The organism is Microtetraspora sp. NBRC 16547, assembly GCF_030268965.1.
GTDB lineage: Bacteria > Actinomycetota > Actinomycetes > Streptosporangiales > Streptosporangiaceae > Microtetraspora.
This window is the reverse complement of the sequence record NZ_BSSE01000004.1, coordinates 377768-400430: the sequence shown is the minus strand read 5'-3', so window position 1 is coordinate 400430 and position 22663 is coordinate 377768. Positions and strand designations below refer to the sequence as shown.

Below are 22663 nucleotides of genomic sequence, written 5' to 3'. Positions count from 1 at the left end.
CGCCTCACGAATCGGCCTGCGGGATCCGGCGGATCAGCTCGGCCAGGCCCTCGGCGTCGAGGAGGTCGACGGGCCGCACGGTCTCGTTCGAGCGGACGTAGTGGAAGGCCGCCCCGACCTTCTCCAGCGGCACCCGGGCGAGCGACGCCCAAGCCAGGCGGTAGGCCGCGAGCTGGACGGCGGCGGTGCGGGCGGCCCGGCCCCGCGGGCGCTCACCGGTCTTCCAGTCGACCACCACATAGCCGTCGCCGTCGGTGAACACGGCGTCCATGCGGCCGCGGACGAGACGGTCCGCGATCATCGTCTCGAACGGGACCTCCAGGTCGAGCGGCTCCCGCGCGGCCCACACGCTCTCCTCGAACCGCTCCTGCAGCTCGGCGACCTGGACGTCGGCCTCGGACAGGTCGTCAGACGCCCCGGGCAGCTCGAAGTCGTCGATCAGCCGCTGCTGCCCCCAGCGCGACTCCAGCCAGGCGTGGAACGCGGTGCCCCGCCGGGCCAGGGGTGCCGGCTTCCTCGGCAGCGGACGCCGTACCTGCCGGGCGAGCGCGGACGGGTCCCCGGCCAGCGTGACGAGTGACGACACGGACAGCCGCGCGGGCAGGTCGACGACCGCCGCCTCTTTGCGCTGCTCGCGCTCCCTGAGGAGCAGCTCGGTGTCACGGGCCCAGGCCCGCGTCCGCTCCCCTCTGTCGGGCGCGGGAATCGCACGGCCTTCCAGCGCCAGTTCCATGGCCTCCTCGACCATGCGGGCGCCCTCCAGCACCGCGTCGCGTACGGACACGGACGGCCAGGCGGCCTCGGGAGGCTCGGCGAGCAGCGGGTTCTCCGCTCCGTCGCTCTCGTTCCAGCGCGCCACCGTGGCCCCCGCGTCGCGGATCTCCGTCAGGAAGTCGGAGGGTTCGAGCGGCTTCGAGGAGGTGCCCCAGCGGTACCCCGAGGCGATCAGCAGGTAGTGCGCGCGGGTCACGGCCACGTACGCGAGGCGACGCTCCTCCAACAGGTCCCGGTCGCGGCAGCGTTCGTCGAAGTCGGCGAGCGCGTCCTTGTCGAGGCCCGCCAGCACCGGCAGGTCGGCCACGTCGCCACGGAGCGGGTACGGCAGCTTGCGGGGGTTCTCCGTCCATCGCGAATTGGTGACCGGCGTGGCGGGGAAGACGCTGCCCTTGGCCAGGCCGCCCTTCTGCGTGGTGATCTGCGACAGGCCTGGGACGACGACGACCGGCCATTCCAGGCCCTTGGACGCGTGGACGGTCATGAGCTTCACGCTGTCAGTCTCGCCGACGCGCCCGGCCTCCAGGCCGAACTCCTCGCTCTCCGCCGCCTTGAGGTAAGCGAGGAACGCGCCGAGCGTGGGGTCCTCCGCGTCCCCGGCGAACCGGGCCGCGGCGTCGAGGAACGCGTCGAGGTCGGCCCGGGCCGCCAGCGCGCTCCCGCCCCGGGCGGCCACCTCGATGTCGAGGCCGAGCCGCCGTTCGATCTCGGTGATGAGGTCGGGCAGCGGCTGGCCCGCGCGGGCGCGCAGCGACCTGAGCTCGCCCGCCAGCGCGGGCAGGCGGACCCGGGCCAGCGGGGAGAACAGCTCCAGCCACTCCGGCCGCTCGGGCAGCTCGTCCAGCGCGTCGATCAGGCTGCCCCGCTCGCTCTCCAGGTCGGCCATCACCTGTTCCAGCGGGTCGTCGGCCCGCCTGCTCTCCTGGCTCAGCTCGCGGGCGAGGTCGCCGAGGACCTTCAGGTCGGCGGGGCCGATCCGCCAACGCGGCCCGGCCAGCAGCCGCACGAGCGCGTCTCCCGCGGTGGGGTCGTAGAGGACGCGCAGCGTGGCCACGATGTCGGCCACCTCGGGGACGGTCAGCAGGCCGCCCAGCCCGACGACCTCGACCGGGATGCCCCGTTCTTCGAGGGCGCGGCGCAGGGTGGGGAACTGCGATCGCTTGCGGGCCAGGATCGCCACGTCCTTGGGCTGTACGGCGTGCGCCCGCTCGCCCTCGCCCCAGGGCAGGCCGTCGGGCGCGTCCTCCGCGCCGAGCGTCCTGGCGATGCCGTCCGCGATCCAGGCGGCCTCGTCCTCGGCGGTCTCGTGGAAGGCGCAGACGACCCGGCCGCGGTCCACCCGGTTGGAGCCGGGCACGAGCACGGGCACGCTCCCGCGCCGCCCGTCCCGCAGCGGGACCTGGATCTTGGCCGCCACGTCGAGTACCCGCTCCCCGTTTCGGAAGCTGACCGAGAGCTGCCGGACCGGCGCGGGATCCCCCGCCGCCGTCGGGAAGTCCTCGGGGAACCGGGACAGGTTGCCCGCCGACGCGCCGCGCCAGCCGTAGATCGACTGGCAGGGGTCGCCGACCGCCGTGACCGGGTGGCCGCCGCCGTACAGGGCGCGCAGCAGCACGAGCTGGGCGTGGCTGGTGTCCTGGTACTCATCCAGCAGGACGACCGAGAACCGCGACCGCTCTGTCGCGCCCACCTCGGGGTGGGCCGTCGCGATCCGCGCCGCGAGGGCCATCTGGTCGCCGTAGTCGATGACCTCCCTGCCGCGTTTCACCCGTTCGTACGCCTCGGCCAGCGGCAGGAGCTGCTCGCGTACCGCCTGGGTGCGCACCGGACGCTGCTGGGCCAGCGTGGTCTTCCCGGGCAGCTCGGCGAGGCGTTCCCGGAGCCACGCGCCCACTTCGCGCACCTCGTTCGCGCCGCGCAGGTGCTCGGCCATCTCACCCGCCAACTCCAGGACCGCGGCGGTGACGCTCGGCGGCCCGAGATCGACCAGGTCCATGGGGCCGTCGTACTGGCCAACGACGCGTGCGGCCATCTGCCAGGCGACGGCCGGCGTCATCAGCCGCATCGTCGGCTCCAGCCCCTCGCGGAGCGCGTGGTCGGTGACCAGCCGGGCGGCGTACGCGTGATAGGTCGAGACGGTCGGCTCGGCGTCGAGCAGCTCTGCCGGGACCAGGCCGGCCGAGGCGAGCCCGCCGAGCCGCCTGCGCACCCGGTCGGCCAGCTCCGCCGCGGCCTTGCGGGTGAAGGTCAGCCCGAGGATCTGCTCCGGCCGGACCAGGCCCGCCGCGACCAGCCAGACGACCCGGCCCGCCATGGTCTCGCTCTTGCCTGACCCGGCGCCGGCCACGACGACCATCGGCTCCAGGCCGGCCTCGATCACGACCGCCTGCTCCTGGGTGGGGGGAAGGATGCCGAGCTTTCCGGCGAGCTCGACCGGGCTCAGCACAGCTGACCTCCGCTGTCGTTGACCGGGCAGGAGATCTTCGCGGCGCAGGTGCGGCAGCCGTCGTTCACCTTGGCGACGAACAGGTTCGCGGACATGCCGGCGGCGACGGTCTCGACGAGCTCCTGCGCCCAGCCGGGTTCGGGGTCCTCCCCGAGCGCGCCCTGCGCCTGCTCCTTCGCCCCGCCCGAGGTGCCCGCCGCCTTGCCCACCTGGACGAGCGCGGCCCCTCCCGGCTCCACCAGGCCGTGCCGTTTGAAGGCGCCCAGCAGCGTGGCGAGCTGGTATGCCCCAAGCTGCGGGTGCCGGTCGAGATCGCCGTCCTTGGGCTTGGTGCCGCCGGTCTTGATGTCGATGATGACCGCCCGGCCGTCACCGTCCCGTTCGACCCGGTCCACCCGGCCCTTGATGTGCACACCCTCGGACAGCACCGCGGTGAACGGCTCCTCCAGCGCGACAAGCTCGCGGGGGTTCTCGCGGTGCCAGCGCAGGAACCGCTCGACCATCTGCTCGGCGACCCTGCGCTGCTTGCGGTTGAACCACACCCCGCCGAAGTCGAACTGGTCCCAGACGTCGTCCAGCCGCCTCGCGAGATCCGGGTCGTCGCCCGTCGCCAGCACGGCGATCGCGTGGATGACGGTGCCGAGGCTCTGCGTCACGCTGGCGCTGCCCGCGCCCACCGCCGTCTCCAGAACCCAGCGGAGCCCGCACTTGGTGAAGTTCTCCACCGCGGACGGCGAGACGCGGACGATGTCGTCCGGCCAGCCGAGGGGGCGGTCGTCGGACAGCGGGGTCAGCGCGTACCAGTCGCGGGGGCTCGCGCCGGGCACCCCGGCCCGGGCCAGCCGGGCGAGGTGCGTCGCGGCGGCCCGGCGCAGCGCCTCGGGCTTCGCCGGGTCGCAGACCGCCGCGCGCAGGTCCGCCACGAGCGCGGGCATGCTGAGCCAGCGGGCCTTGTCGTCCATGGTCACCGGCTCGGCGCCGCCGGGCAGCAGCTCGGACAGGAACCGGGAGGGACGCTCATCGGTGTCCTCGCCGCCGACCGCCGTGACGACCAGCCGGTGGCGCGCCCGCGTGGCCGCGACGTAGAACAGCCGTCGCTCCTCGGCGAGCAGCTTGGACGCGAGCGCGGCCGCGGCCGCCCCGGTGTCGAGCCCGGCTGTGTCCGGCGCGGTGCCTCCGGCCAGCTCGACGAGCGTCTCGATGCCGAGGACCGAGCCGCGCAGCCGCAGGTCCGGCCAGACGCCCTCCTGGACGCCGGGAACCACCACGACGTCCCACTCAAGGCCCTTGGACCGGTGTGCGGTCAGGATGCGTACGGCCTCGCCGTCCGGCGCCTGCTCGGCGAGCGAGTCACCGGGGATCTCCTGCGAGATCAGGTCGTCGAGGAAGACCTCCGCGCCCGCCTTGGGCAGCCGGTCGACGAACCGGGCCGCGTAGTCGAACAGCGCCACGACGCCGTCCAGGTTGCGGTCGGCCTGCGCGCCCCGCGCCCCGCCGGACACGCTGACGTCGGTCCATCGCTCGGCCAGCCCGCTGGCCTGCCAGATCGCCCACAGCACGGCCTCCGGCCCATCCTGTACGGCGGAACGCGCGATCTTGAGTAGCCCGGCGACGCGCTCGGCGGGCGCGGCCACGTGCGGCTCGACCGGGATCAGCTCCCGGGCGTCACGGATCGCGGCGACGAGTAGCTCGTCCGAGGATCGGGGCGTGAACGGCAGCGTCTCGTCGTCGGCGGCCTCGGCGTGTTCCGCGGCGCGCAGGGCGCGACGCAACCTGCGGACGCCGATCATGTCGGTGCCGCCCAGCGGGCCGGTGAGGAGTTCCTCCGCGGTCGCCGCGTCGAGCGCGGACGGCCGGACCGCGACCTTCAGCAAGGTGATGAGGGGCCGCACCCCGGGCTCCTGGATCAGCGGCACCTCGTCGCCGCCGACGACGACCGGCACCCCCGCCGTGACCAGCGCGCGGCGCAGGACCGGGATCTGCCGGGCGGCGCTGCGCACGAGCACGGCCATCCGGGACCACGGCACGCCGTCGAGCAGGTGCGCCCGGCGCAGGGTGTCCGCGACGACGGCGGACTCCTGGCTGGCGCTGTCGGCCACCAGGACGCGCACGCCGCCCGGCTCCGCCCCGGCGACCGGTCGCAGGTCGCGGTGGCCGGTGCGGGTGGCGGGCAGCCGCGCCGCGACCCGCCGGGACGCGTCGAGCAGCTCGGGGCCGCTGCGGCGGCAGACCTTCAACGCGACGGCCGGCGCCTCGTGGCCGTCCAGGGTGCGGAACCGTTCCGGGAACCGGAGGATCGCCTGGACGTCCGCGCCGCGGAAGCCGTAGATGGACTGGTCGGGATCGCCCACCACGATCAGGTCGCGCCCGTCGCCCGCGAGCTGCCGGAGGACGAGCTCCTGAGCAGGGTCGGTGTCCTGGTACTCGTCCACGAAGACCACGTCGTAGGCCGCCCGCTCGCGCCGCCGTACGTCGCCGTCGGTGAGCAGTCCTGCGGCGGCGCGGATCAGCTCGGCGTAGTCGAGCGAGGGCACCGGGTCGAGGTCGAAGCGGTCCTGGTAGCGGTAGGAGAAGAGCCCCACGGCCTGCCAGTCCTCCCGCCCGTGAGCGCGACCGAGCCGGACCAGCGCGTCGCCGTCCAGGCCGCGCTCCGCCGCGCGGGACAGGAAGTCGCGCAGCTCCTCGGCGAACCCCCGGGTGCCGAGCATCTCGCGCATCCGGTCCGGCCAGTGCCGCGCGCCGTCCTCCAGTTCGCCGTGCAGCAGGCGGCGGATCTCCAGCAGCTGTTCCGGGCCGGTCAGCAGCCGGGGCGGCGGCTCGCCCGCCAGGACCGCCTCGCGGCGCAGCAGCGCGTACGCGTAGCTGTGGAAGGTGAGGGCAAGCGGCGTCCTGGTCGTCCTGCGCATCCGGCCGGTGATACGTTCCCGCAGCTCACCGGCGGCCTTGCGGCTGAAGGTGAGGACGAGAACGCGCTCGGGGTCGACTCCGCGGCGCTCGATCCGGTCGACCACGCTCTCCACGATCGTGGTGGTCTTGCCCGTGCCCGGGCCGGCGAGGACGAGGAGCGGTCCCGAACCGTGCTCGACGACGGCCCGCTGGTGCTCGTCCAGAACGGGGGCCGCGTGCCGCCCGACCGCTCCACGCCGCACCAGCCGATAACTCATAACACGCCATTCCACCAGACCACGGGAGCTGATCGTGCCCCGTTGGGCACAGGGTCAGGAGGAGAACACGTGATCGACGAGGCGGGCGGCCGCCTTGCCGTTGTCGTGCGGCGCGTAGGTGCGGACGAACGCGGCGTACCGGTCGGCGAGCTTGGCCGACACCGAGTCGATCGACCGCAGGACCTCGACGACCTCCGGAGAGGTGGCGAGCCGCGGTCCCGGCCGCTGCGCCTCCAGGTCGAGGTAGAGCTCGCGGGCCGACCGGTAGCGGTCCAGGTCCGGCGTGAACAGCACGACCGGCCGGCCGCTCGCCACGAAGTCGAACATCGACGAGGAGTAGTCGGTGACCAGCACGTCCGCGATCAGGAGCAGGTCCGCCATGTCGGGGTAGGTGGTCACGTCGACGGCGAACCCGTCGAGGGACGGCACGTGCGGGAACGCCTGCATCGCGTGGCCGCGCACGAGGACGACGTGGTCCGCGCCCAGGGCGCGCCGCGCGTCCACGAGGTCGAGCTTCACCGAGGCGTTCCTGCGGTCGTAGTCCCGGAACGTCGGCGCGTAGAGGATCACCCGCTTGCCCTCGGGGACGCCGACGCGCCGCCTGATCGCGCTCGCGACGGGCTCGCGGTCCCCGGCCAGCACGTCGTTGCGCGGGTATCCGCTCTCCAGGATCTCGCCCTCGTAGCCGAACGCCTTGCGCAGCACGGAGGAGGCCCAGGGGCTCTGCGAGACCAGGACGTCCCAGCCGCGCACCTCGGCGGCCTGGCGGTGCCAGACCGGCGGCCTCGGCTCGCGCCGCATGTGCGGCAGGTCACGGCCGATGTGCTTGACGGGGGTGCCGTGCCAGGTCTGGACGCACACCTGGTCGTCACGCGTACGGAACCACGGGGGCAGGAAGCCGTTGGACACGATGTACCGGGCGCGGGCCAGCGCCTCGTAGTGCTCCCGGCTGCCCTCCCTGACGACCTTCGGGACGATGTCGCCGCCGAGGCCCAGCTCGGCCGAGCCCGGCGGGACGAAAGCGCCGTCCCTGACGACCCAGATGTGCTCGCTGTCGTCGCCCCGGCGCAGCCGCTCCTCGTAGACCGCGCGCGGGCTGTCGGAGTATGACCTGCCGTCGAAGGAGACGTAGACAGCGGCCTCGCGCACGGGCAGGGCCCGCTCTGAAGGGTAGAAGTTGCGGCTCAGCGCCCAGACTCCGGCGGCGCTGCGCTCGTCGCCCGGCCGGTCCTCGGCCGCCACGAGCACGGGCACGTCGTACCGCGTCGCGACGAACCGGTAGACGCGGCCGTCGATGGTGCGCCGCTCCTCGTCCAGGGCGTCCAGCCCGGCATGGTCGAAGCGGGTCGGCGCGATGGCGGGGCCGTGCTTGCCCGGCGGCGCGACGGACATGCTCCAGATGCCCTCGGCGAGCGGGACGCTCCCTCCGAACCTCGGCATCGCGCCGGGCGCGAGCCGTACCGAGAAGTCCTCGCCGTCCCGCCGCAGCGGAACGCGGATGATCAGGCCGCCGCGGTGCCGAAGCAGCAGGTCACGCGGCCCCGGATCGGGGTCGGGGTACCTGCCGGTGAGGGTGAGCGCGTCGTCCTGCCACTCGGCCGAGGTGATCACGGGCAGGATCTTGTGCCCGGAGATGACCATCCGGTCGCGCCGGTCGCCCTGGACGGTGATCTCGCGGTCGCCGACGATGAGCCGGGTCTCCTCGGCGCCCTCCAGCATCACGGCCGCGGCCGGCTCTCCCTTGGGCTCGACCCAGAGCCGGCGCGCGTCGCGGTCCTTGAGCAACGTCTGGACGCCCAGGGTCAGCGAGAACTCGCTGCCGCCCTCGACGGGGGCGAACTCCGCGGCCATCCGGTGGCCGCCGACCCTGGCCTTGCCCCTGGTGACGGGGTGGCCGGGGATGAAGCCGGTGAGCACGACGTTGTCGCCCTCCAGCCGGACGCGGATCAGCTCGGCCCTCGTCGGCTGCAGCACGACCTGGAGCGCCTTGTCGGACGTCCACACGGGGCGCACCCACCAGCGCGGCTTGACCTGCAGCCCGGCCGGGCGCTCGGTGCGGCCGATGGCGGGGCCGCGGAGCGCGCCGGTCGCCCGCGCCATGCGGCTCCAGATCGCGATCTCGGCGCGCCAGGTGGTGGTGTCCTGGACCGTGTGGCGGCGCTTGAGCACGCGCTTGCCGCCGCGGACCACGGCGCGCAGCGCGGCCCGCCAGCGGAGCGAGAAGGGGTGCAGCTCGGCGGTGAACCCCGCCCAGTCGTAGTTGCAGCCCGGCTCCTTGGCGGCGTGGGTGGCCTCCGGCCGGTAGACGCGCCGGGTCTTCAGCGTGATGTGCGGCAGCCAGCGCGGCCCCTTGAGCACGACCGTCGCGTGGTTGAACCGCCTGCTGCGCACGGACAGCCCGGCGAGGTAGGCGTGGCCGGTGATCCGCAATCGGCCGCCGACCCAGGAGATGTCGTCGATCTGCGTCACCGGCACGAGGTCGGCCTTGCGCAGCCGGAGCAGCTTGTCGTCCACCTCGACGGGCAGATCGGCGTACCACCGTAACCCCTTGCGGACCCGCCGGGACGGCTCCGCCGCGGCGGCGGCCAGCTTGGCCAGCGCGTCGCTCTCGGCGAGTTCCTCGGGGTCACGGGTCTCGATCAGGTGGTACGCGGCGCGACGGCCGACCGGGAGATCGCTCTTGACACGGGCGTCCACCTCGGCGAGGTAGGGTCGCAGAGCCGCGATGGCGTCACGACGGCGCGCGGCCCCCCGCTTGGCCGCCGCGTCCAGCCGCAGTCCGAGCGCTCCGCCGAGCGCCTCGCGATCGACGGCGCGGCGCTCGGCCGGCCCCAGGCCCGCCTCCCGGACCAGGGCGATCAGCGCCTCTATGGACTCACCCCGGTCATAATGCTCCTGAACAGCCCGCAATCGGTCAGCGACCGCGTCGCTCGTGGGCGCGGGTGTCATAGAGGAGGCACCACCCTTCGGAGACCGGTGTTCTAGAAATGGTAAGCGGTCAGCGAGTGCGTCCGTCCCATCGCGCGACTCTCATGTCCGCTCGGTCTCCCCGGAGTGGCGTGCCCTCTTCTCGCCACCGGGCGAGGCATTCGGCCTCGTGTCCCACCGGCGGGGATCCGTCCGCCCTGGGCACGCGCCACCACGGGACGCCGCCGCCCCAGTGGGACAGGACGCGTCCCACCTGCCGCGGTCCACCCTCCCCCAGGTATTCCGCGATGTCCCCGTAAGGCATGACCTTGCCTGGCGGTATCCGCTCGACCACGTCGAGGACCCGCTCGGCGTAGCCGCTCAGGCGCTCCATTCGGCCGGTCCGGCCGCGATGATCTCTTCCAGCTTGCCGAATTCGTAGCTCGACGACCCGTTGATCTGCTCGACGATGCCGTTCCTGATGCCGTACTCCTCACCGTCCTCGCCGATGAGACGGGCGCGGACGAGATCGGAGAGCAGGGCCAGCTGGGCCACGTGCCAGTCCGACCCCGGCTGGCCGGCCAGCCGTCCCGACCAGGTCGCCACCGAATGCACGGCGTCGCCGTGCCGCGCGAGAACCTCGCCGGCCTCCTGCGACCCGCGCAGCTCGAATCCGGCCTCCGCCGAAACCACGCTCGCGAGTTCGGCGTAGGCGAGCGGTGCTTCACGCTCAACGCGCAGCTCGTACCCCATGAGCCGCGACCCTAGCGAACCTTTGCCCCCGACTGTGCCCGATAGTGCCGGGATCGGCCATACCGCAGCCGAACCGCAGCCGAACGGCCATCAACATGTGATCACCGGCGGGTGAGACACACGGCCGCCGCCGCGAAGGCGCCGACGCCGAGGAGGACGCCGATGCCGTAGATCCAGAGCCTAACGGGATCGGCTCCCGGTCGCACGGGTCCCGGCGCGAGCCTGCCGTCGCCGAAGTGCAGGTCCTCGTTCACCCGCACCGTACGGTCGTAACCGCCCAGCTCCCCCGCCCTGGCGAGGGCGGCCGCCGCGTCGACCACGCCGAAGCCGGTCTTCTTGTCATATCCGGGGGCCCCGCGCCGCGAGGTGGAGGTGAGGGCGCGGGCCACCAGTTCGGGTTTCAGGTCCGGATATCGCGCCTTGATGAGGGCGACGACCCCGGCGACGACCGCGCTGGCCGGGCCGCTGCCCGTGCCGCGGCCGTGCCCGCCCCCCGGGAGGGCCACGGGCAGGTCCACGCCGGGCGCGGCGACGAGCACGGACAGGTTCGTGCTGGTGGGGGCGTTCTTCCCGGCCGCGGCCACGCCGACGACGCCGGGATATCCGGCGGGGAACCGCCAGTGGTCCCCGCCGTCGCCCACGCCCGAGACGATCACCACGCCCCGGGAGAGCGCGTAGGAGATCGCGTCGCGGTCCATCCTGCCCACGGAATAGGAGCCCGCGGGGATGCTGATGACGCTCGCCCTGTTGTTCGCGGCGTGCCGGATGGCCCGCGCGAGCGGGGTGTCGATCGCGATGTCCGGCTCCGCCTGCGGATCGACGAAGCCCGCAGTCGGGCTCTCGGAGATCACCGGGATCGACAGGATGCGCGCCCGGGGCGCGACGCCCCAGGCGCCGCCCCCGCTCCCGTCGCCGGCGATCAGCGACGCCGTGGCCGTGGCCTGTCCCGGCGGCGATTTGGCCGTGCCGTAGACGGTCCCCGTCATGTCGGGTCCATGCTCGACCCGGCCTTTCAGCTCGGACGCGCCGTCGTCCACGCGGCCATCGAGGACGGCGACGATCGCGCCCTCGCCCTTGGTCACCTTCCATGCTTTCTCGGCGTTGACGGCGTCGAGCACCGTGCGGTCGCCGCCCTGCGCCGCCGAGGCCGGCGCGGCGGGAAGGAGCGAGAGCGTCACCATCGGCAGCGTCACCATCGGGGCCACGATCGACAGGGCCAGGGCGGCGGCGCGCGGCGCCGCGCGCCTCAACACACGTTCCCCTGGGTGCAGCGCGGGACGTCGGGCGGCTCGGCCAGGGAACGCGCGACGCGTCCGGCGATCGATTGGGCGACCGGCCACATCTCGCTGTTCAACTGCTCCTCCGCGGGCACGGAGTCACGGGTCCGACCGTCGGTGTACCCCACCGACGAGAAGACGATGTACGGCCCGGCCCCCACCCAGCCCGTCCGCTGCCGCTGGGCCGCGCCGAAGAGGTCCGTCACCGTGTTCGGGAAGGCGACCGGCCGTACGCCGACCCGGTCGTCCTGCGGCAGTTCGGCGGCGGTGTCCGCCCTGGTCAGCTCGTCGCGGAGCACCGCGACCCCCACCGTGACGGCGAACGTCGCGGTCTGGTCGACGTACGTGGCCCGCAGCATGGTGACGCAGCGGTGTCTCCGCAGCACGGACGCGACGGGCGAATCGACCGCGGCGGCGCAGGCGCTCTCGGGGGCCACCCCGACCCGGCGGGCGGACTGCTGCGCGCGGCCGAGCCCGGCGTATCCGATCTCCTCAGGGAACACCATGCCGACCGGCCAGGCCCGCCATCGGCGTGCGACGTCCTCCTGGGCGTATTTGGCGCGCTCGGCCCCGGTCAGCGGGCGCGATCGCGTCTCCCGGAGCACGCCGACCGCGCCGAGCAGGACGTTCACGGCGGCGACGGCGAGGACGACGCCCATGATGGCGACGTACGTCGAGCGGAACCTGACGCCCCGCGCCAGCGCGGCCCGCTCCGCGGCCGCCCGGGCCGCCTCGGCCCGCCGCGCGGACGCGGGCCGGCGATGCGCGCGGGGCTGCTTCCCCGGCTGGTCGGGCGACATACCTCGATGCTACGGCTGCGGCTCCGGACGCCAAGGATCAGGCGGAATCAGAGTGTCGTCGTCCTCGCGCCTAGCCCGCCGCATGAGCAGGACGAGGACGACCACGCCGGTGCCGGCCCCGATGAGACCGCCGAGCGCGACGGCGGCGTAGACGGCGATCGCCCGCTGGTCGCGCCGCACCACCGCCACGGGTTCGGGATCGCGCCGCCTGGCCCCGACCTTTCGGGAGGGGCCCTGGACGCCCGGTCCCGTCGCCGTGGCCCGGTGCCGCGCGAGGGCGGCCGCCGTCGTCAGGGCCCGGTTCGCGTTGACCACGCCGAAGCCGGTGCCGGTGTTGTACCTGTTCCTCGTGGAGGTGGACGAGGTGAGCGCCTGCGCCACCAGGGCCGGCGACATCCGGGGATGGCGGGCCTTGATCAGCGCGGCGACCCCGGAGACCAGGGCGGTCGCCTGGGAGGTGCCGCGGCCCACCCAGTACTCGTCGCCGGGGCCGGCGCCGAGGATGTCCACACCCGGCGCGGCCAGCATGACCGAGGAGTTCCGGTTGGAGAACGACGCCCGGCGCAGAGCGGGCGTGACCGCGGCGACGGAGATGACGCCGGGGATGGCCGCCGGGTAGGAGTAGGGGGCGTCGCGCTTGCCCGCCCCCTCGTTTCCCGCCGCCGCGACCAGGACCACGCCTTTGGAGATGGCGTACCGGATGGCGTCCCGCTCCTCCTCGGTCGGCAGGTCCTTCGAGATCGACAGGTTGATCACGTCGGCGCCGTGGTCCACGGCGTACCTGATGCCCTTGGCGACCACGCCCTCATAGCGCATGTCGGAGTTGAACGAGCGGAAGCCTGGTTCCTCGTCTTCGAGGATCACCCGCACCGAGAGCACCTTCGCCTCCGGCGCGACGCCGATGACGCCGTCCTCGTGGCCGGGACCGTGCCCGTGCCCCGCGATCAGCGAGGCCATGTACGTGCCGTGCAGGCGGACGGGGGCCACGCCCCTGGGGTTCGCGCCCGTCGTGAAGTCCCTGCCGATGGTCACTGATCCGGCGAGGTCCCGGTGCTGGGGATCCACCCCGGAGTCGAGGACGGCCACGGTGACGCCCTCGCCCTTGGTGAAGCGCCATGCCTGGGCGAGGTCCAGGGTGCGCAGCACGGGGTCCTGGCTGGCCCGCACGTCGTCGGCGAGCGCCGTACCGGGGAGCAGGGCGACCGTGCAGGCGGCCAGCGTGGCCAGTGCGGCCAGGACGCGGGGCCTCAGCATCGCCATTCCTTGGCCTCGCAGTCGGGCGCGACCGGCGCGGTGAGCGCCGTCCCGATCTGGGCGGCCAGGTCGCCGGCGAAGGTGAAGATGGTGGGCCGCTGCTTGCCGACCCAGCGGGCCGGCCTCCCGTCCACCTGCCCGACCGTGGTCAGCACGACGTACGGCCCGGCCTGCCTGGCCGTGCTCGCCTGGCGGCTGGCGGCGCTGAACCGGTCGGTCACGGTGCCGGGGAAGGCCAGGGCGCGCAGCCCGGGCGAGGGTTTCCCGGCTTTGGGGAAGGCGGCCTCGGCGGCCGAGGCGGAGACGGGGTCGGGGAAGGCGGCGACACCGACGGTGACGACGATCCCCTGGAGCGCGTCGAGGTAGGTGGCCCGCAGGATGGCCCGGCATCCGGCGGCGCGCACGGGGGCGCGCAGCGGGGCGTCGACGGACGCGGCGCAGTCGGTGCGCGAGGAGATGCCGACCCTCCTGGCCGTCTCCCGGCCGCCCTGCTCGCCGGTGTAACCGAGGGTCGCGGGGAAGATCCGGCCGGCACTCCAGAGCTCCCAGCGGCGGGCCACCTCGGCCGCGGACGCCTGTCGCAGCTCAGCCGCGCTCGGGCCTCTGGTGAGTTCGCCGACCGCCGCGCTCGCCGCCACGCCGGCGATGATCGCGCAGATCACGGTGAGTGCGGACGCCACCATCAGCGCCGGCCACGTCCGTGTCCCACTCACGTCAGCGACCTTAACCCCACCTGGGCACAAATCCATCAAATAGACAAAACGACGATGCCGCGGCCGCCGTCCTGATCGTGAGGACGGCGGCCGGGGGACTGGACGTCAGTAGACGGGAAGCGAGGGGTCGACCGTCTTGACCCAGCTCAGCACGCCGCCACCGACGTGGACGGCGTCGGCGAAGCCGGCGTTCTTGAGGATCGCGAGGACCTCGGCTGACCGGGCGCCGGACTTGCAGTGCAGCACGATCTTCTTGTTCTGCGGCAGGCCCTCCAGGGCGGAGCCGTTGATGAACTCTCCCTTGGGGATGAGCACGGCGCCGGGGATGTTGACGATCTCGTACTCGTTCTGCTCGCGGACGTCGATCACGTAGATGTCGTCGCCGCGCTCCTGCATGTCCCTGAGCTCGGCGGCGGTGATCGTGGAACCGGCGGCGGCCTCCTGGGCCTCGTCGGAGATGGTGCCGCAGAACGCCTCGTAGTCGATCAGCTCGGTGATCGTGGGGTTCTTGCCGCAGAGCGGGCACTCGGGATCCTTGCGGACCTTGACGTCGCGGTACTTCATCTCCAGCGCGTCATAGATCATCAGGCGGCCGACGAGCGGCTCGCCGATGCCGGTGATGAGCTTGATGGCCTCGTTGACCTGGATGGAGCCGATCGACGCGCACAGCACGCCGAGGACGCCGCCCTCGGCGCAGGAGGGGACCATGCCGGGAGGCGGGGGCTCGGGGTAGAGGCAGCGGTAGCAGGGGCCGTGCTCGGCCCAGAACACGCTGGCCTGCCCGTCGAAGCGGTAGATGGACCCCCAGACGTACGGCTTGCCGAGCAGCACCGCCGCGTCGTTGACCATGTAGCGCGTGGCGAAGTTGTCGGTGCCGTCCACGATCAGGTCGTAGCCGGAGAAGATGTCCATGACGTTGTCGGTGGTGAGGGCCACGTTGTGGATCACCACGTTGACGAGCGGGTTGATCTCGCGGACGCTCGCCGCGGCGGAGTCGGCCTTGAGGCGGCCCACGTCGGACTGGCCGTGGATGACCTGGCGCTGCAGGTTGGACTCGTCCACGACGTCGAAGTCGATGATGCCCAGCGTGCCGACGCCCGCCGCGGCGAGGTACAGCAGCGCCGGGGAGCCCAGGCCGCCGGCTCCCACACAGAGCACCTTGGCGTTCTTGAGCCGCTTCTGCCCGGCCATTCCCACGTCGGGGATGATCAGGTGACGCGAATAGCGGCGCACCTCGTCGACGGTCAGCTCTGCTGCCGGCTCTACCAGCGGTGGCAACGACACAATCCCACTCCCATTTCAGGGGGTCATCACAAGCATCTAATGACAACCTAGCCGGGGCCCTCCGGCATTCCCCAATCGAGAGGTCAGGCGGGTGGAACGCGTGTCTCGGAGATCAGGCGCGCGGCCTCGCGCGCCACGATCTCGGGGAACTCCATCTGGGCGACGTGCCCGGCGTGCCGGATGGTGACGAGCCGTACATCGGGGAAGGTGCGCCCGGCGCGCAGCGCCATCCGGGCGTCGACCAGCCGGTCCCGCCGACCGTGGATGATCAGCGTGGGCGCGGTCACGCGCGCGGCCTGCCGCCACAGGTTGTCCGGACCGGCGCGGAAGTACTCGCCGACGATGCCCCTGGCGGAGCCGACCAGCGCCGAGGCGGCGTGTTCGAGCGCGTCCCGCCGCCGCAGTTCCTCCACCGCGAGCCGTACGCGTTCGGGGTGGACCCGGTCCAGGTCCGCATAACACATGCCGAGCGTCGCCCGGACCCTCCGCTCCGCGGGGAGCGTCCTCAGCCGCCGGACCGCCCACTCCCCGATGCCGGGGGCGGCGGAGGCGGCCACGCGGGCCGGGCCGTACCTCGGGAGCAGGTCCGGCAGTGCCGGTGACACCAGGACGAGGGACCTGATCAGCTCGGGCCGGGTGGCCGCGACGCGTACGGACACCGCGCCGCCGAGCGAGTTGCCGAACAGGTGGACCGGCCCGCCCAGGTGCTCGATGAGCGCGACGACCGCGCGGGCGTGGCCGTCCACGGAGTAGTCGCCGTCGGCGGGCGCCGGCGAGAAACCCGCGCCCGGCAGGTCGAGGGCCCATCCGGTGACCTCGCCCGCCAGCTCGCCCATCAGGTCGGTCCAGTTGGTCGCGGAGCCTGCCAGCCCGTGAACGAACACGGCCGTCTCCGCTGGGCCGCGGAGGGTGGATCGCACGTGGATCCGCGTCTCCTCCAGCTCGATCAGCTCTCCCGGCCAGTCCGGAATCGGCTCGACACCCACGCGACCTCCCCTGTTCGCCTGCCGTTCCGACGATATCTCCGTCCCGGTACCAGGCGGTCTCAAATCGGACATTCGGGGACATTTCACGCCATAACTAGCGATAAGAGTTCAACATCGTCAATAAAGCGACAAGCAAGGAGTAAAAGCCCAGAGTTGCCGTTTGTCGGGCACTCTGCGCGGAAATCAAGACAACCAGGATGCAGCATTCAGGGGCATCCAGGCCGTTTTCCAAGAATATTTGGGAAATGTCGCAAAACGGGGCAACCATCCTTTCAAGGGGGAAACACAATGCCCAAGCTCAAGAGCGTCATCACGGGGCTTGCCATCAGCACGGCGCTGACCGGCGGCGCCGTCGCACTCGGTGCTGCGACCACCACCACCGCGGCGAGCGCCGGCGTCGTCCACACCTGGGGCGGCGGCTGCGGCGGCGGCTGCGGCGGCGGCGGCTGGGGCGGCGGCGGCTGGGGCCGTGGCGGGCGGAACCACAACCGCAACTTCAACCGGAACCACAACCGTCAGCACCAGCGCAACCACCAGAACCAGAACCAGAACCAGCGTCAGAATGTGATCAACAACATCCGGATCGACCGTGAGCGGGGCTTCGACCGGCGGGGCTTCGACGACGACTTCTAAAGCGAAAGCGATGGCAGGCTCATAGCGCGTCCCCGCCCCACCGAAACCACGGCGTGAACACGAGACACACCGAGGGGCGTGGACCCGCAGGAACAAGGTGGCCACCGAGATTCCCTCACCACACGGTGAGACGTGATTCTCTGCCGCGATGATACGAGGGCTCCCGCAGCGAAGATCGCGGGAGCCCTCACCACAGCGAGACCAAGACCATCCGGTCGGCAGCTCTGTCGACCGGATGGTCTTTTGTGTTCCCACACGCTTTCCGTACGCCGTTCATACGCCTGCTACACGCCTGCCACACGCGCCTTTCACGTTCCGAATGAGACGCGCTCCGGGCGTGCCCGACGACCGCCGTCGACGCACGACCGGCGACGCTCCACCGAGCGCACAATTGCGACATCAGCGACATTTCCCCGCATAATTAGCACTAGTCACGCAACGTCTCCAATAAAGCGACAAGCAGAGGGCAAAAGCCTCCGATCACCGTTTATCCCTCGCCCTGAAAGGAAATCACAACGGCGCGAAGATGATCCGCATAAGGGTCATCCGCCTGTTCTCCGAATTCAGAGAACGTATGAGTGTCGGGGCAAATCAATTCCTTTCAAGGGAGAACCACAATGCCCAAGTTCAAGAACCTCGTCGGGCTTCTCACCCTCAGCACCGCGCTGACCGGTGGTGCCCTCGCGCTGGGCGCCGCAGCCACCACCACCGCGGCGAACGCCGCGGTCGTCCAGGCCGGCGGCTGCGGCGGCGGCGGCTGCGGCGGCGGCGGCTGGGGCGGCGGCGGCTGGGGCGGCCGCCAACACAACCGCAACCACAACCGCAACCACAACCGCCAGCACGAGAACCAGCGCTCGCACCAGCGCGAGCGCCAGACGCAGCGCCAGCACGTGATCAACAACATCCGGGTGGACCGGGGCCGCGGCGACGACGAAGGCGACGACCTGCCGGAGATCCTGACCAACGCCGCCGCGCTCGACGGGCTCGACGGCGACGACGACGGCGCGTAAAGAGCCGCCTGTCGGCGGCGACAAGAAGTGATCCGCGTGCCCGCGTTCAACCGGACCCCGTACGTCTCAGAGCAGGAGGCGAGGAAGGTCAGGGGAGCGCGGGCACGCCCGATGAGGAGACATTCCACTCCCGGAGGAGAGGCGGAACCCTGCCGGCGGTAGGGCTCCGATGAGGGCGGCGACCGCCGCGGCCCTCGCCGGGAACGCGTCCCATCCGGCCGGCATCCTGTCGGCCGGATTTTTTTCACATCACGCCAATTCGGACATAACTTACATTTTCCAGCCAATGCCCGCATACCGCTTCAACACTAGTAATAGAGCGACAAGCGGCACCTAAAAGCCGTCAATCACTGTTTGCCCTCCGATATGGAAGGAAATCACAAACGGACGGGAGTGATCACCAGAGGTCGCCCCCGCGGTCCTTCACGACGATCCGGAGAAACCGGAACGCGAGGGCGACTCGATTCCTTTCAAGGGAGAACCACAATGCCCAAGTTCAAGAACCTCGTCGGACTTCTCGCCATCAGCACCGCACTGACCGGCGGAGCCGTCGCGCTCGGCGCGGCCGTCAGCGCCACCGCGGCGAGCGCGTCCGTCATCCAGACCGGCGGCTGCGGCGACGGCGGCTGCGGCGACGGCGACGACGGGAACGGCGGCGACGGCGGGAACGGCGGGAACGGGCGGAACCGCAACCGGAACAACAAGCACCAGAGCCAGAGCAACCAACAGAGCCAGCATCAGGAGCAGACGCAGTTCCTCATCAACGATGTCGTGATTCCGTCGGACAGGACGCTCCCGCCGACCGCCACCACGACGTCCAGCTCCGACGGCAGGGACATCGTCCGCGAATTCCGGGTCCTCGACTGAGCCCACCGCGCGTGAGAACCGCGAACGAACAGTCGCGCCACCGAGAACGCGATTTCCCGAGCGGGACGTACGGCGGACGCGCGGACGCCGTCCGGTGTGACCGAAAAGCGTTCTCTGCCGGAAGATCGCCTACAGAATTTCCATTGCCACGGTCGGCGGCTCCGCACGCGAATCGCCACCATCTCATATCCGAAGAACGCATCCATCCGGCCGGCGCCCTGCCGGCCGGATGTCTTTTCGGCCCGGGCCGTGCAAGGAATTCACCGGCGGAGCCGCTCGCCGAAGAGCCCGCGCCCTCAACGGCGTCCTGGATCGTCCCCCCGCCCCCCCCCGGAAGCCCTCCACGTCAAATCCGACATATGGGGCATCAAGTCGCAAATCAACTTCTAACGCCTCACTTCATTAATAGAGCGACAAGCAGAGACTAAGAGCGGCCAACCACCGTTTGCCACCCGACATGGACGGAAATCTAGGACAACGTAGCGATGATCCGCCAAGGGTCGTCCGGACATTCTCCTGAGAAGACTCTCAAGAATGTCGGAGTTTCGGCGCAAATCAATTCATTTCAAGGGAGAAAACGCAATGCCCAAGTTCAAGAACCTCGTCGGGTTCCTCGCCATTAGCACCGCGCTAACCGGCGGAGCGGTCGCCCTGGGCGCCGCGACCACCACGACCACGGCGAGCGCCGGCGTCGTCCACACCTGGGGCGGCGGCGGGGGCGGGGGCGGCTGGGGCGGCGGCCGCGGCAACCGCAACCACAACCGCAACCACAACCGCAACCACTCGCGCCAGCACCAGCGCGACGACCAGCGCGAGGAGCAGCGGCAGCGCCAGAACGTGATCAACAACGTCCGTATCCGCCAGCCGGAGGAGCGGCGGGAGCGTGAGGTCCGTGAGGTCCGTGAGGTCCGGGAGAACCGGATCCCGGCTGAGATCCTCGCCCAGCTCGTCGCGGCCCGTGGCGGCAACGGCGGCAACGGCGGCGCCATCGCCGGCGGCGACCGCAACAACGCCAACGGCGGCAACGGCGGCAACGGCAACGCCGCCGGGGCTGCCGACCAGAACCAGCGGTAAGCGCATTCTCCGGCCGTGAGACCACCGAACGACAACCGGACGGCCGGTCTCACCTGATGGAACACCGGCGGCATGTGCCGTCGTCGCGCCTGAAGGCCGTTTCAACGGTGTCCGCGTTCCACAGGGACGCGGTTCTTCCTGGCTGATGTTCATAAAGAGTGCGGGCAGGCCGGAAGGGACCTCGCCGGTCCCGGACGTTGAAAAGGCGCTGGCGCGAAAAGCGCGGGAATCCGTGAGCGAGCCGCCTTGCGTCTCTCGCCGAAAACACCATCCTGTCCGGCCCGCATCATGTGGGCCGGGCAGGGTTTTCAGTTTTCTCCGCTTTCCGGCACCCGCGGTGTGGCGCCCGCCGCCCTTCGACGACGACGCGTACGCCGCAGAAGTAGGCGGCGGTCCCATGCCGGACTCACGTCACCCTACGCAAGTAAATAACCTGCGCGGAGCGACGTGCGCATCAAAACGGAAAAAGCTGACTAAGAACCGTATGGCGTCGTTTGCCGCCCATCGCGTCAGGACATCAAGACAATACGGAAATGCCTCATCAAGGGGCATCCGAGGCATTCTTCGGGGAAATCGCGAAGATGTCAGAGCGTCAAGAGGAACTGATTCCTTTCAGGGGAGAAACGCAATGCCCAAGTTCAAGAACCTCGTCGGGCTTCTCGCCCTCAGCACCGCGCTGACCGGCGGAGCGGTCGCGCTGGGCGCGGCGACCACCACCACCGCGGCGAGCGCCGGCGTCGTCCACACCTGGGGCGGCGGCGGGGGCGGCTGGGGCGGCGGCGGCTGGGGCCGCGGCAACCGCACCCGCAACCACAACCGCAACCACAACCGCGAGCACCAGCAGCAGCGCACGCACCAGCGCGAGGAGCAGCGCCAGCGCCAGTTCGTGATCAACAACATCCGTATCCGCCAGCCGGAGCAGCGGCGGGAGCGCCTGGTCCGTGAGATCAGGGAGAACCGGCCGGAAGACATCCTCGCCCAGCTCATCGCCGCCCGCGGCGGCAACGGCGGCAACGGCGGCGCCATCGCCGGCGGCGACCAGAACAACGCCAACGGCGGCAACGGCGGCAACGGCAACGCCGCCGGGGCTGCCGACCAGAACCAGCGGTAAGCGCATTTCTCCGCCGTGAGACCGCCGAAACGGTCGGTCTCACCCTGCTGAAAACCGGCGGCATATGTCGTCGCCGCACCTGAAGGCCCATTCAACGGCTTCCGCGTTCCACAGGGACGCGGTTCTTCCTGACCGACGTTCATAAAGAGCGCGGGCAGGCCGGAAGGGACCTCGCCGGTCCCGGACGTCGAAAAGGCACCGGTGCGAAAAGCGCGAGCACCCGTGAGCGAACGCCCCACGTCCCTCGCCGAAAACACCATCCTGTCCGGCCCACACCATGTGGGCCGGGCAGGATTTTCGATTTTCCGCCTCTTTCACGGACGCCTCGGTTTCGCGCCTCGATCCGTTGGTGACGCACAGGCACCACCCGTACGCGACAGAGCGCGTTCGCAAACCACGCCATCGCACGCAAGGCAATAACCGGCTCGCGTGGCGTGCTCAATTATATGAAAAGAGCTGACTAAGAACCGTATGGCGTCGTTTGCCACCCCGCACGTCAGGAAATCAAGGAAATACGGAAATGCCCCATCAAGGGGCATCCGAGACATTCTTCGGGGAAATCGCGAAGATGTCAGAGCGCCAAGAGGAAATGATTCCTTTCAGGGGAGAAACGCAATGCCCAAGTTCAAGAACCTCGTCGGGCTTCTCGCCCTCAGCACCGCGCTGACCGGCGGAGCGGTCGCGCTGGGCGCGGCGACCACCACCACCGCGGCGAGCGCCGGCGTCGTCCACACCTGGGGCGGCGGCGGGGGCGGCTGGGGCGGCGGCGGCTGGGGCCGCGGCAACCGCACCCGCAACCACAACCGCAACCACAACCGCAACCACCAGCAGCAGCACGAGCACCAGCGCGAGCACCAGACGCAGCGCCAGAACGTGATCAACAACATCCGTATCCGCCAGCCGGAGCAGCGGCGGGAACGCGAGGTCCGCGAGGTCCGTGAGGTCAGAGGAAACCGGGGCATCGAGATCCCGGCCGATGTCCTCGCTCAGCTCGTCATCGCCCGCGGCGGCAACGGCGGCAACGGCGGCGCCATCGCCGGCGGCGACAACAACAACGCCAACGGCGGCCGGGGCGGCAACGGCAACGCCGCCGGGACTGCCAACCAGCGGTAAGCGCATTCACGAAACTGTGAGACCGCGAGCGACTGTCGGGCGGTAGCCGCATCTCGTCCACACCTCGTCCGCACCGGCGGATGAATTCCACGACACCGGTGCGGACGATCGGGCCGAATAGGCGGTGACTCCCGCCACGAAGCGCGAGGGGTCTCACCTTTCCGGAAACACCGAGGCCCGTCCGGCCGGCGCCATGCCGACCGGACGGGCTTTTCCACATGTGCGGCGACGCGGCACCAGGTCGGATTCCACACGGCGCCGCGTTCGACGCGAAATTCCACCGGCCCGGGTAGGAGTTCCGCACGTGCCCCGATCCGCCGGGAGGCTCACCGGCGATCTCTCCCAGTTTCCGCAATCAATCGCTCATTACGCGGCATCCTCAACGAAACGGCAAGCACACCATAAAAGCCTAATTCGACCGTTTACGGCCTTGCTCGCCAGGCAATCAAGACAATAAGAGATGATCCACTACGGACAATCTCGGACATTCTTCGCGA

17 protein-coding genes are annotated in these 22663 nt (G+C 71.0%); 6 read left to right on the top strand and 11 right to left on the bottom strand.

What is annotated here, in order from left to right; translation table 11 throughout:
* Positions 1-4 precede the first annotated feature (4 nt).
* The 11 genes from QSK17_RS09255 to QSK17_RS09205 form a co-directional block, all read right to left on the bottom strand.
* On the bottom strand, positions 5-3220 hold the full coding sequence (locus QSK17_RS09255; RefSeq protein WP_285704126.1) for an ATP-dependent helicase: 3216 nt from the start codon (positions 3218-3220) through the stop codon (positions 5-7).
* Positions 3214-6384, bottom strand: a complete 3171-nt coding sequence (locus QSK17_RS09250) for an ATP-dependent helicase (protein ID WP_285704173.1) — start codon at positions 6382-6384, stop codon at positions 3214-3216. The genes QSK17_RS09255 and QSK17_RS09250 overlap by 7 nt, the downstream gene beginning before the upstream one ends.
* A gap of 54 nt (positions 6385-6438) precedes the next feature.
* Complete coding sequence (locus QSK17_RS09245) at positions 6439-9333, bottom strand: CDP-glycerol glycerophosphotransferase family protein (RefSeq protein ID WP_285704125.1); 2895 nt, start codon at positions 9331-9333, stop codon at positions 6439-6441.
* A gap of 49 nt (positions 9334-9382) precedes the next feature.
* Positions 9383-9685, bottom strand: coding sequence for an MGMT family protein (locus QSK17_RS09240; RefSeq protein WP_285704124.1), 303 nt, complete (start codon positions 9683-9685; stop codon positions 9383-9385).
* A complete protein-coding gene (locus QSK17_RS09235; protein ID WP_285704123.1) occupies positions 9673-10044 on the bottom strand; it encodes a hypothetical protein in 372 nt (123 codons plus the stop codon). The genes QSK17_RS09240 and QSK17_RS09235 overlap by 13 nt, the downstream gene beginning before the upstream one ends.
* Positions 10045-10145: 101 nt before the next feature.
* Positions 10146-11297 carry a S8 family serine peptidase gene (locus tag QSK17_RS09230; protein ID WP_285704122.1) on the bottom strand — a complete coding sequence of 384 codons (1152 nt, stop codon included), beginning with the start codon at positions 11295-11297 and terminating at the stop codon, positions 10146-10148.
* Positions 11291-12121 carry a hypothetical protein gene (locus tag QSK17_RS09225; protein ID WP_285704121.1) on the bottom strand — a complete coding sequence of 277 codons (831 nt, stop codon included), beginning with the start codon at positions 12119-12121 and terminating at the stop codon, positions 11291-11293. Before QSK17_RS09225 ends, QSK17_RS09230 begins: the two co-directional genes overlap by 7 nt.
* 9 nt (positions 12122-12130) lie before the next feature.
* Positions 12131-13375, bottom strand: a complete 1245-nt coding sequence (locus tag QSK17_RS09220; RefSeq protein ID WP_285704120.1) for a S8 family peptidase — start codon at positions 13373-13375, stop codon at positions 12131-12133.
* Positions 13369-14088 (bottom strand): hypothetical protein, encoded by a 720-nt coding sequence (locus QSK17_RS09215; protein WP_285704119.1) that lies wholly within the window; start codon positions 14086-14088, stop codon positions 13369-13371. Before QSK17_RS09215 ends, QSK17_RS09220 begins: the two co-directional genes overlap by 7 nt.
* 105 nt (positions 14089-14193) lie before the next feature.
* Entirely contained in the window at positions 14194-15372 is a 1179-nt protein-coding gene (gene moeZ / locus QSK17_RS09210; RefSeq protein WP_285704118.1) for an adenylyltransferase/sulfurtransferase MoeZ, read from the bottom strand.
* 83 nt (positions 15373-15455) lie between these two features.
* Positions 15456-16358: an alpha/beta fold hydrolase gene (locus tag QSK17_RS09205; RefSeq protein ID WP_285704117.1), complete on the bottom strand. Its 903-nt coding sequence runs from the start codon at positions 16356-16358 to the stop codon at positions 15456-15458.
* 288 nt (positions 16359-16646) lie between these two features.
* On the opposite strand from QSK17_RS09205, the gene QSK17_RS09200 reads away from it, so the two are divergent.
* From QSK17_RS09200 to QSK17_RS09175, 6 genes are all read left to right on the top strand, one after another.
* Positions 16647-16991: a hypothetical protein gene (locus tag QSK17_RS09200; RefSeq protein ID WP_285704116.1), complete on the top strand. Its 345-nt coding sequence runs from the start codon at positions 16647-16649 to the stop codon at positions 16989-16991.
* Between the two features lie 617 nt (positions 16992-17608).
* On the top strand, positions 17609-18001 hold the full coding sequence (locus QSK17_RS09195) for a hypothetical protein (protein ID WP_285704115.1): 393 nt from the start codon (positions 17609-17611) through the stop codon (positions 17999-18001).
* A gap of 486 nt (positions 18002-18487) precedes the next feature.
* Positions 18488-18868 (top strand): hypothetical protein, encoded by a 381-nt coding sequence (locus tag QSK17_RS09190; protein ID WP_285704113.1) that lies wholly within the window; start codon positions 18488-18490, stop codon positions 18866-18868.
* A 582-nt stretch (positions 18869-19450) separates the two neighbouring features.
* Positions 19451-19942, top strand: coding sequence for a hypothetical protein (locus QSK17_RS09185; protein ID WP_285704112.1), 492 nt, complete (start codon positions 19451-19453; stop codon positions 19940-19942).
* A 628-nt stretch (positions 19943-20570) separates the two neighbouring features.
* On the top strand, positions 20571-21053 hold the full coding sequence (locus QSK17_RS09180; RefSeq protein WP_285704111.1) for a hypothetical protein: 483 nt from the start codon (positions 20571-20573) through the stop codon (positions 21051-21053).
* Between the two features lie 615 nt (positions 21054-21668).
* Entirely contained in the window at positions 21669-22166 is a 498-nt protein-coding gene (locus tag QSK17_RS09175) for a hypothetical protein (RefSeq protein ID WP_285704110.1), read from the top strand.
* Positions 22167-22663: the final 497 nt, after the last annotated feature.

Excerpts from the sequence above, each read along its gene's own strand:
- QSK17_RS09245 (WP_285704125.1), bottom strand. The coding sequence starts at position 9,333 with ATGACACCCGCGCCCACGAGCGACGCGGTCGCTGACCGATTGCGGGCT.
- QSK17_RS09180 (WP_285704111.1), top strand. The coding sequence starts at position 20,571 with ATGCCCAAGTTCAAGAACCTCGTCGGGCTTCTCGCCCTCAGCACCGCG.
- QSK17_RS09185 (WP_285704112.1), top strand. The coding sequence starts at position 19,451 with ATGCCCAAGTTCAAGAACCTCGTCGGGTTCCTCGCCATTAGCACCGCG.
- QSK17_RS09225 (WP_285704121.1), bottom strand. The coding sequence starts at position 12,121 with ATGTCGCCCGACCAGCCGGGGAAGCAGCCCCGCGCGCATCGCCGGCCC.
- QSK17_RS09240 (WP_285704124.1), bottom strand. The coding sequence starts at position 9,685 with ATGGAGCGCCTGAGCGGCTACGCCGAGCGGGTCCTCGACGTGGTCGAG.
- QSK17_RS09250 (WP_285704173.1), bottom strand. The coding sequence starts at position 6,384 with ATGAGTTATCGGCTGGTGCGGCGTGGAGCGGTCGGGCGGCACGCGGCC.
- QSK17_RS09190 (WP_285704113.1), top strand. The coding sequence starts at position 18,488 with ATGCCCAAGTTCAAGAACCTCGTCGGACTTCTCGCCATCAGCACCGCA.
- QSK17_RS09220 (WP_285704120.1), bottom strand. The coding sequence starts at position 13,375 with ATGCTGAGGCCCCGCGTCCTGGCCGCACTGGCCACGCTGGCCGCCTGC.
- QSK17_RS09175 (WP_285704110.1), top strand. The coding sequence starts at position 21,669 with ATGCCCAAGTTCAAGAACCTCGTCGGGCTTCTCGCCCTCAGCACCGCG.
- QSK17_RS09235 (WP_285704123.1), bottom strand. The coding sequence starts at position 10,044 with ATGGGGTACGAGCTGCGCGTTGAGCGTGAAGCACCGCTCGCCTACGCC.
- QSK17_RS09195 (WP_285704115.1), top strand. The coding sequence starts at position 17,609 with ATGCCCAAGTTCAAGAACCTCGTCGGGCTTCTCACCCTCAGCACCGCG.
- QSK17_RS09200 (WP_285704116.1), top strand. The coding sequence starts at position 16,647 with ATGCCCAAGCTCAAGAGCGTCATCACGGGGCTTGCCATCAGCACGGCG.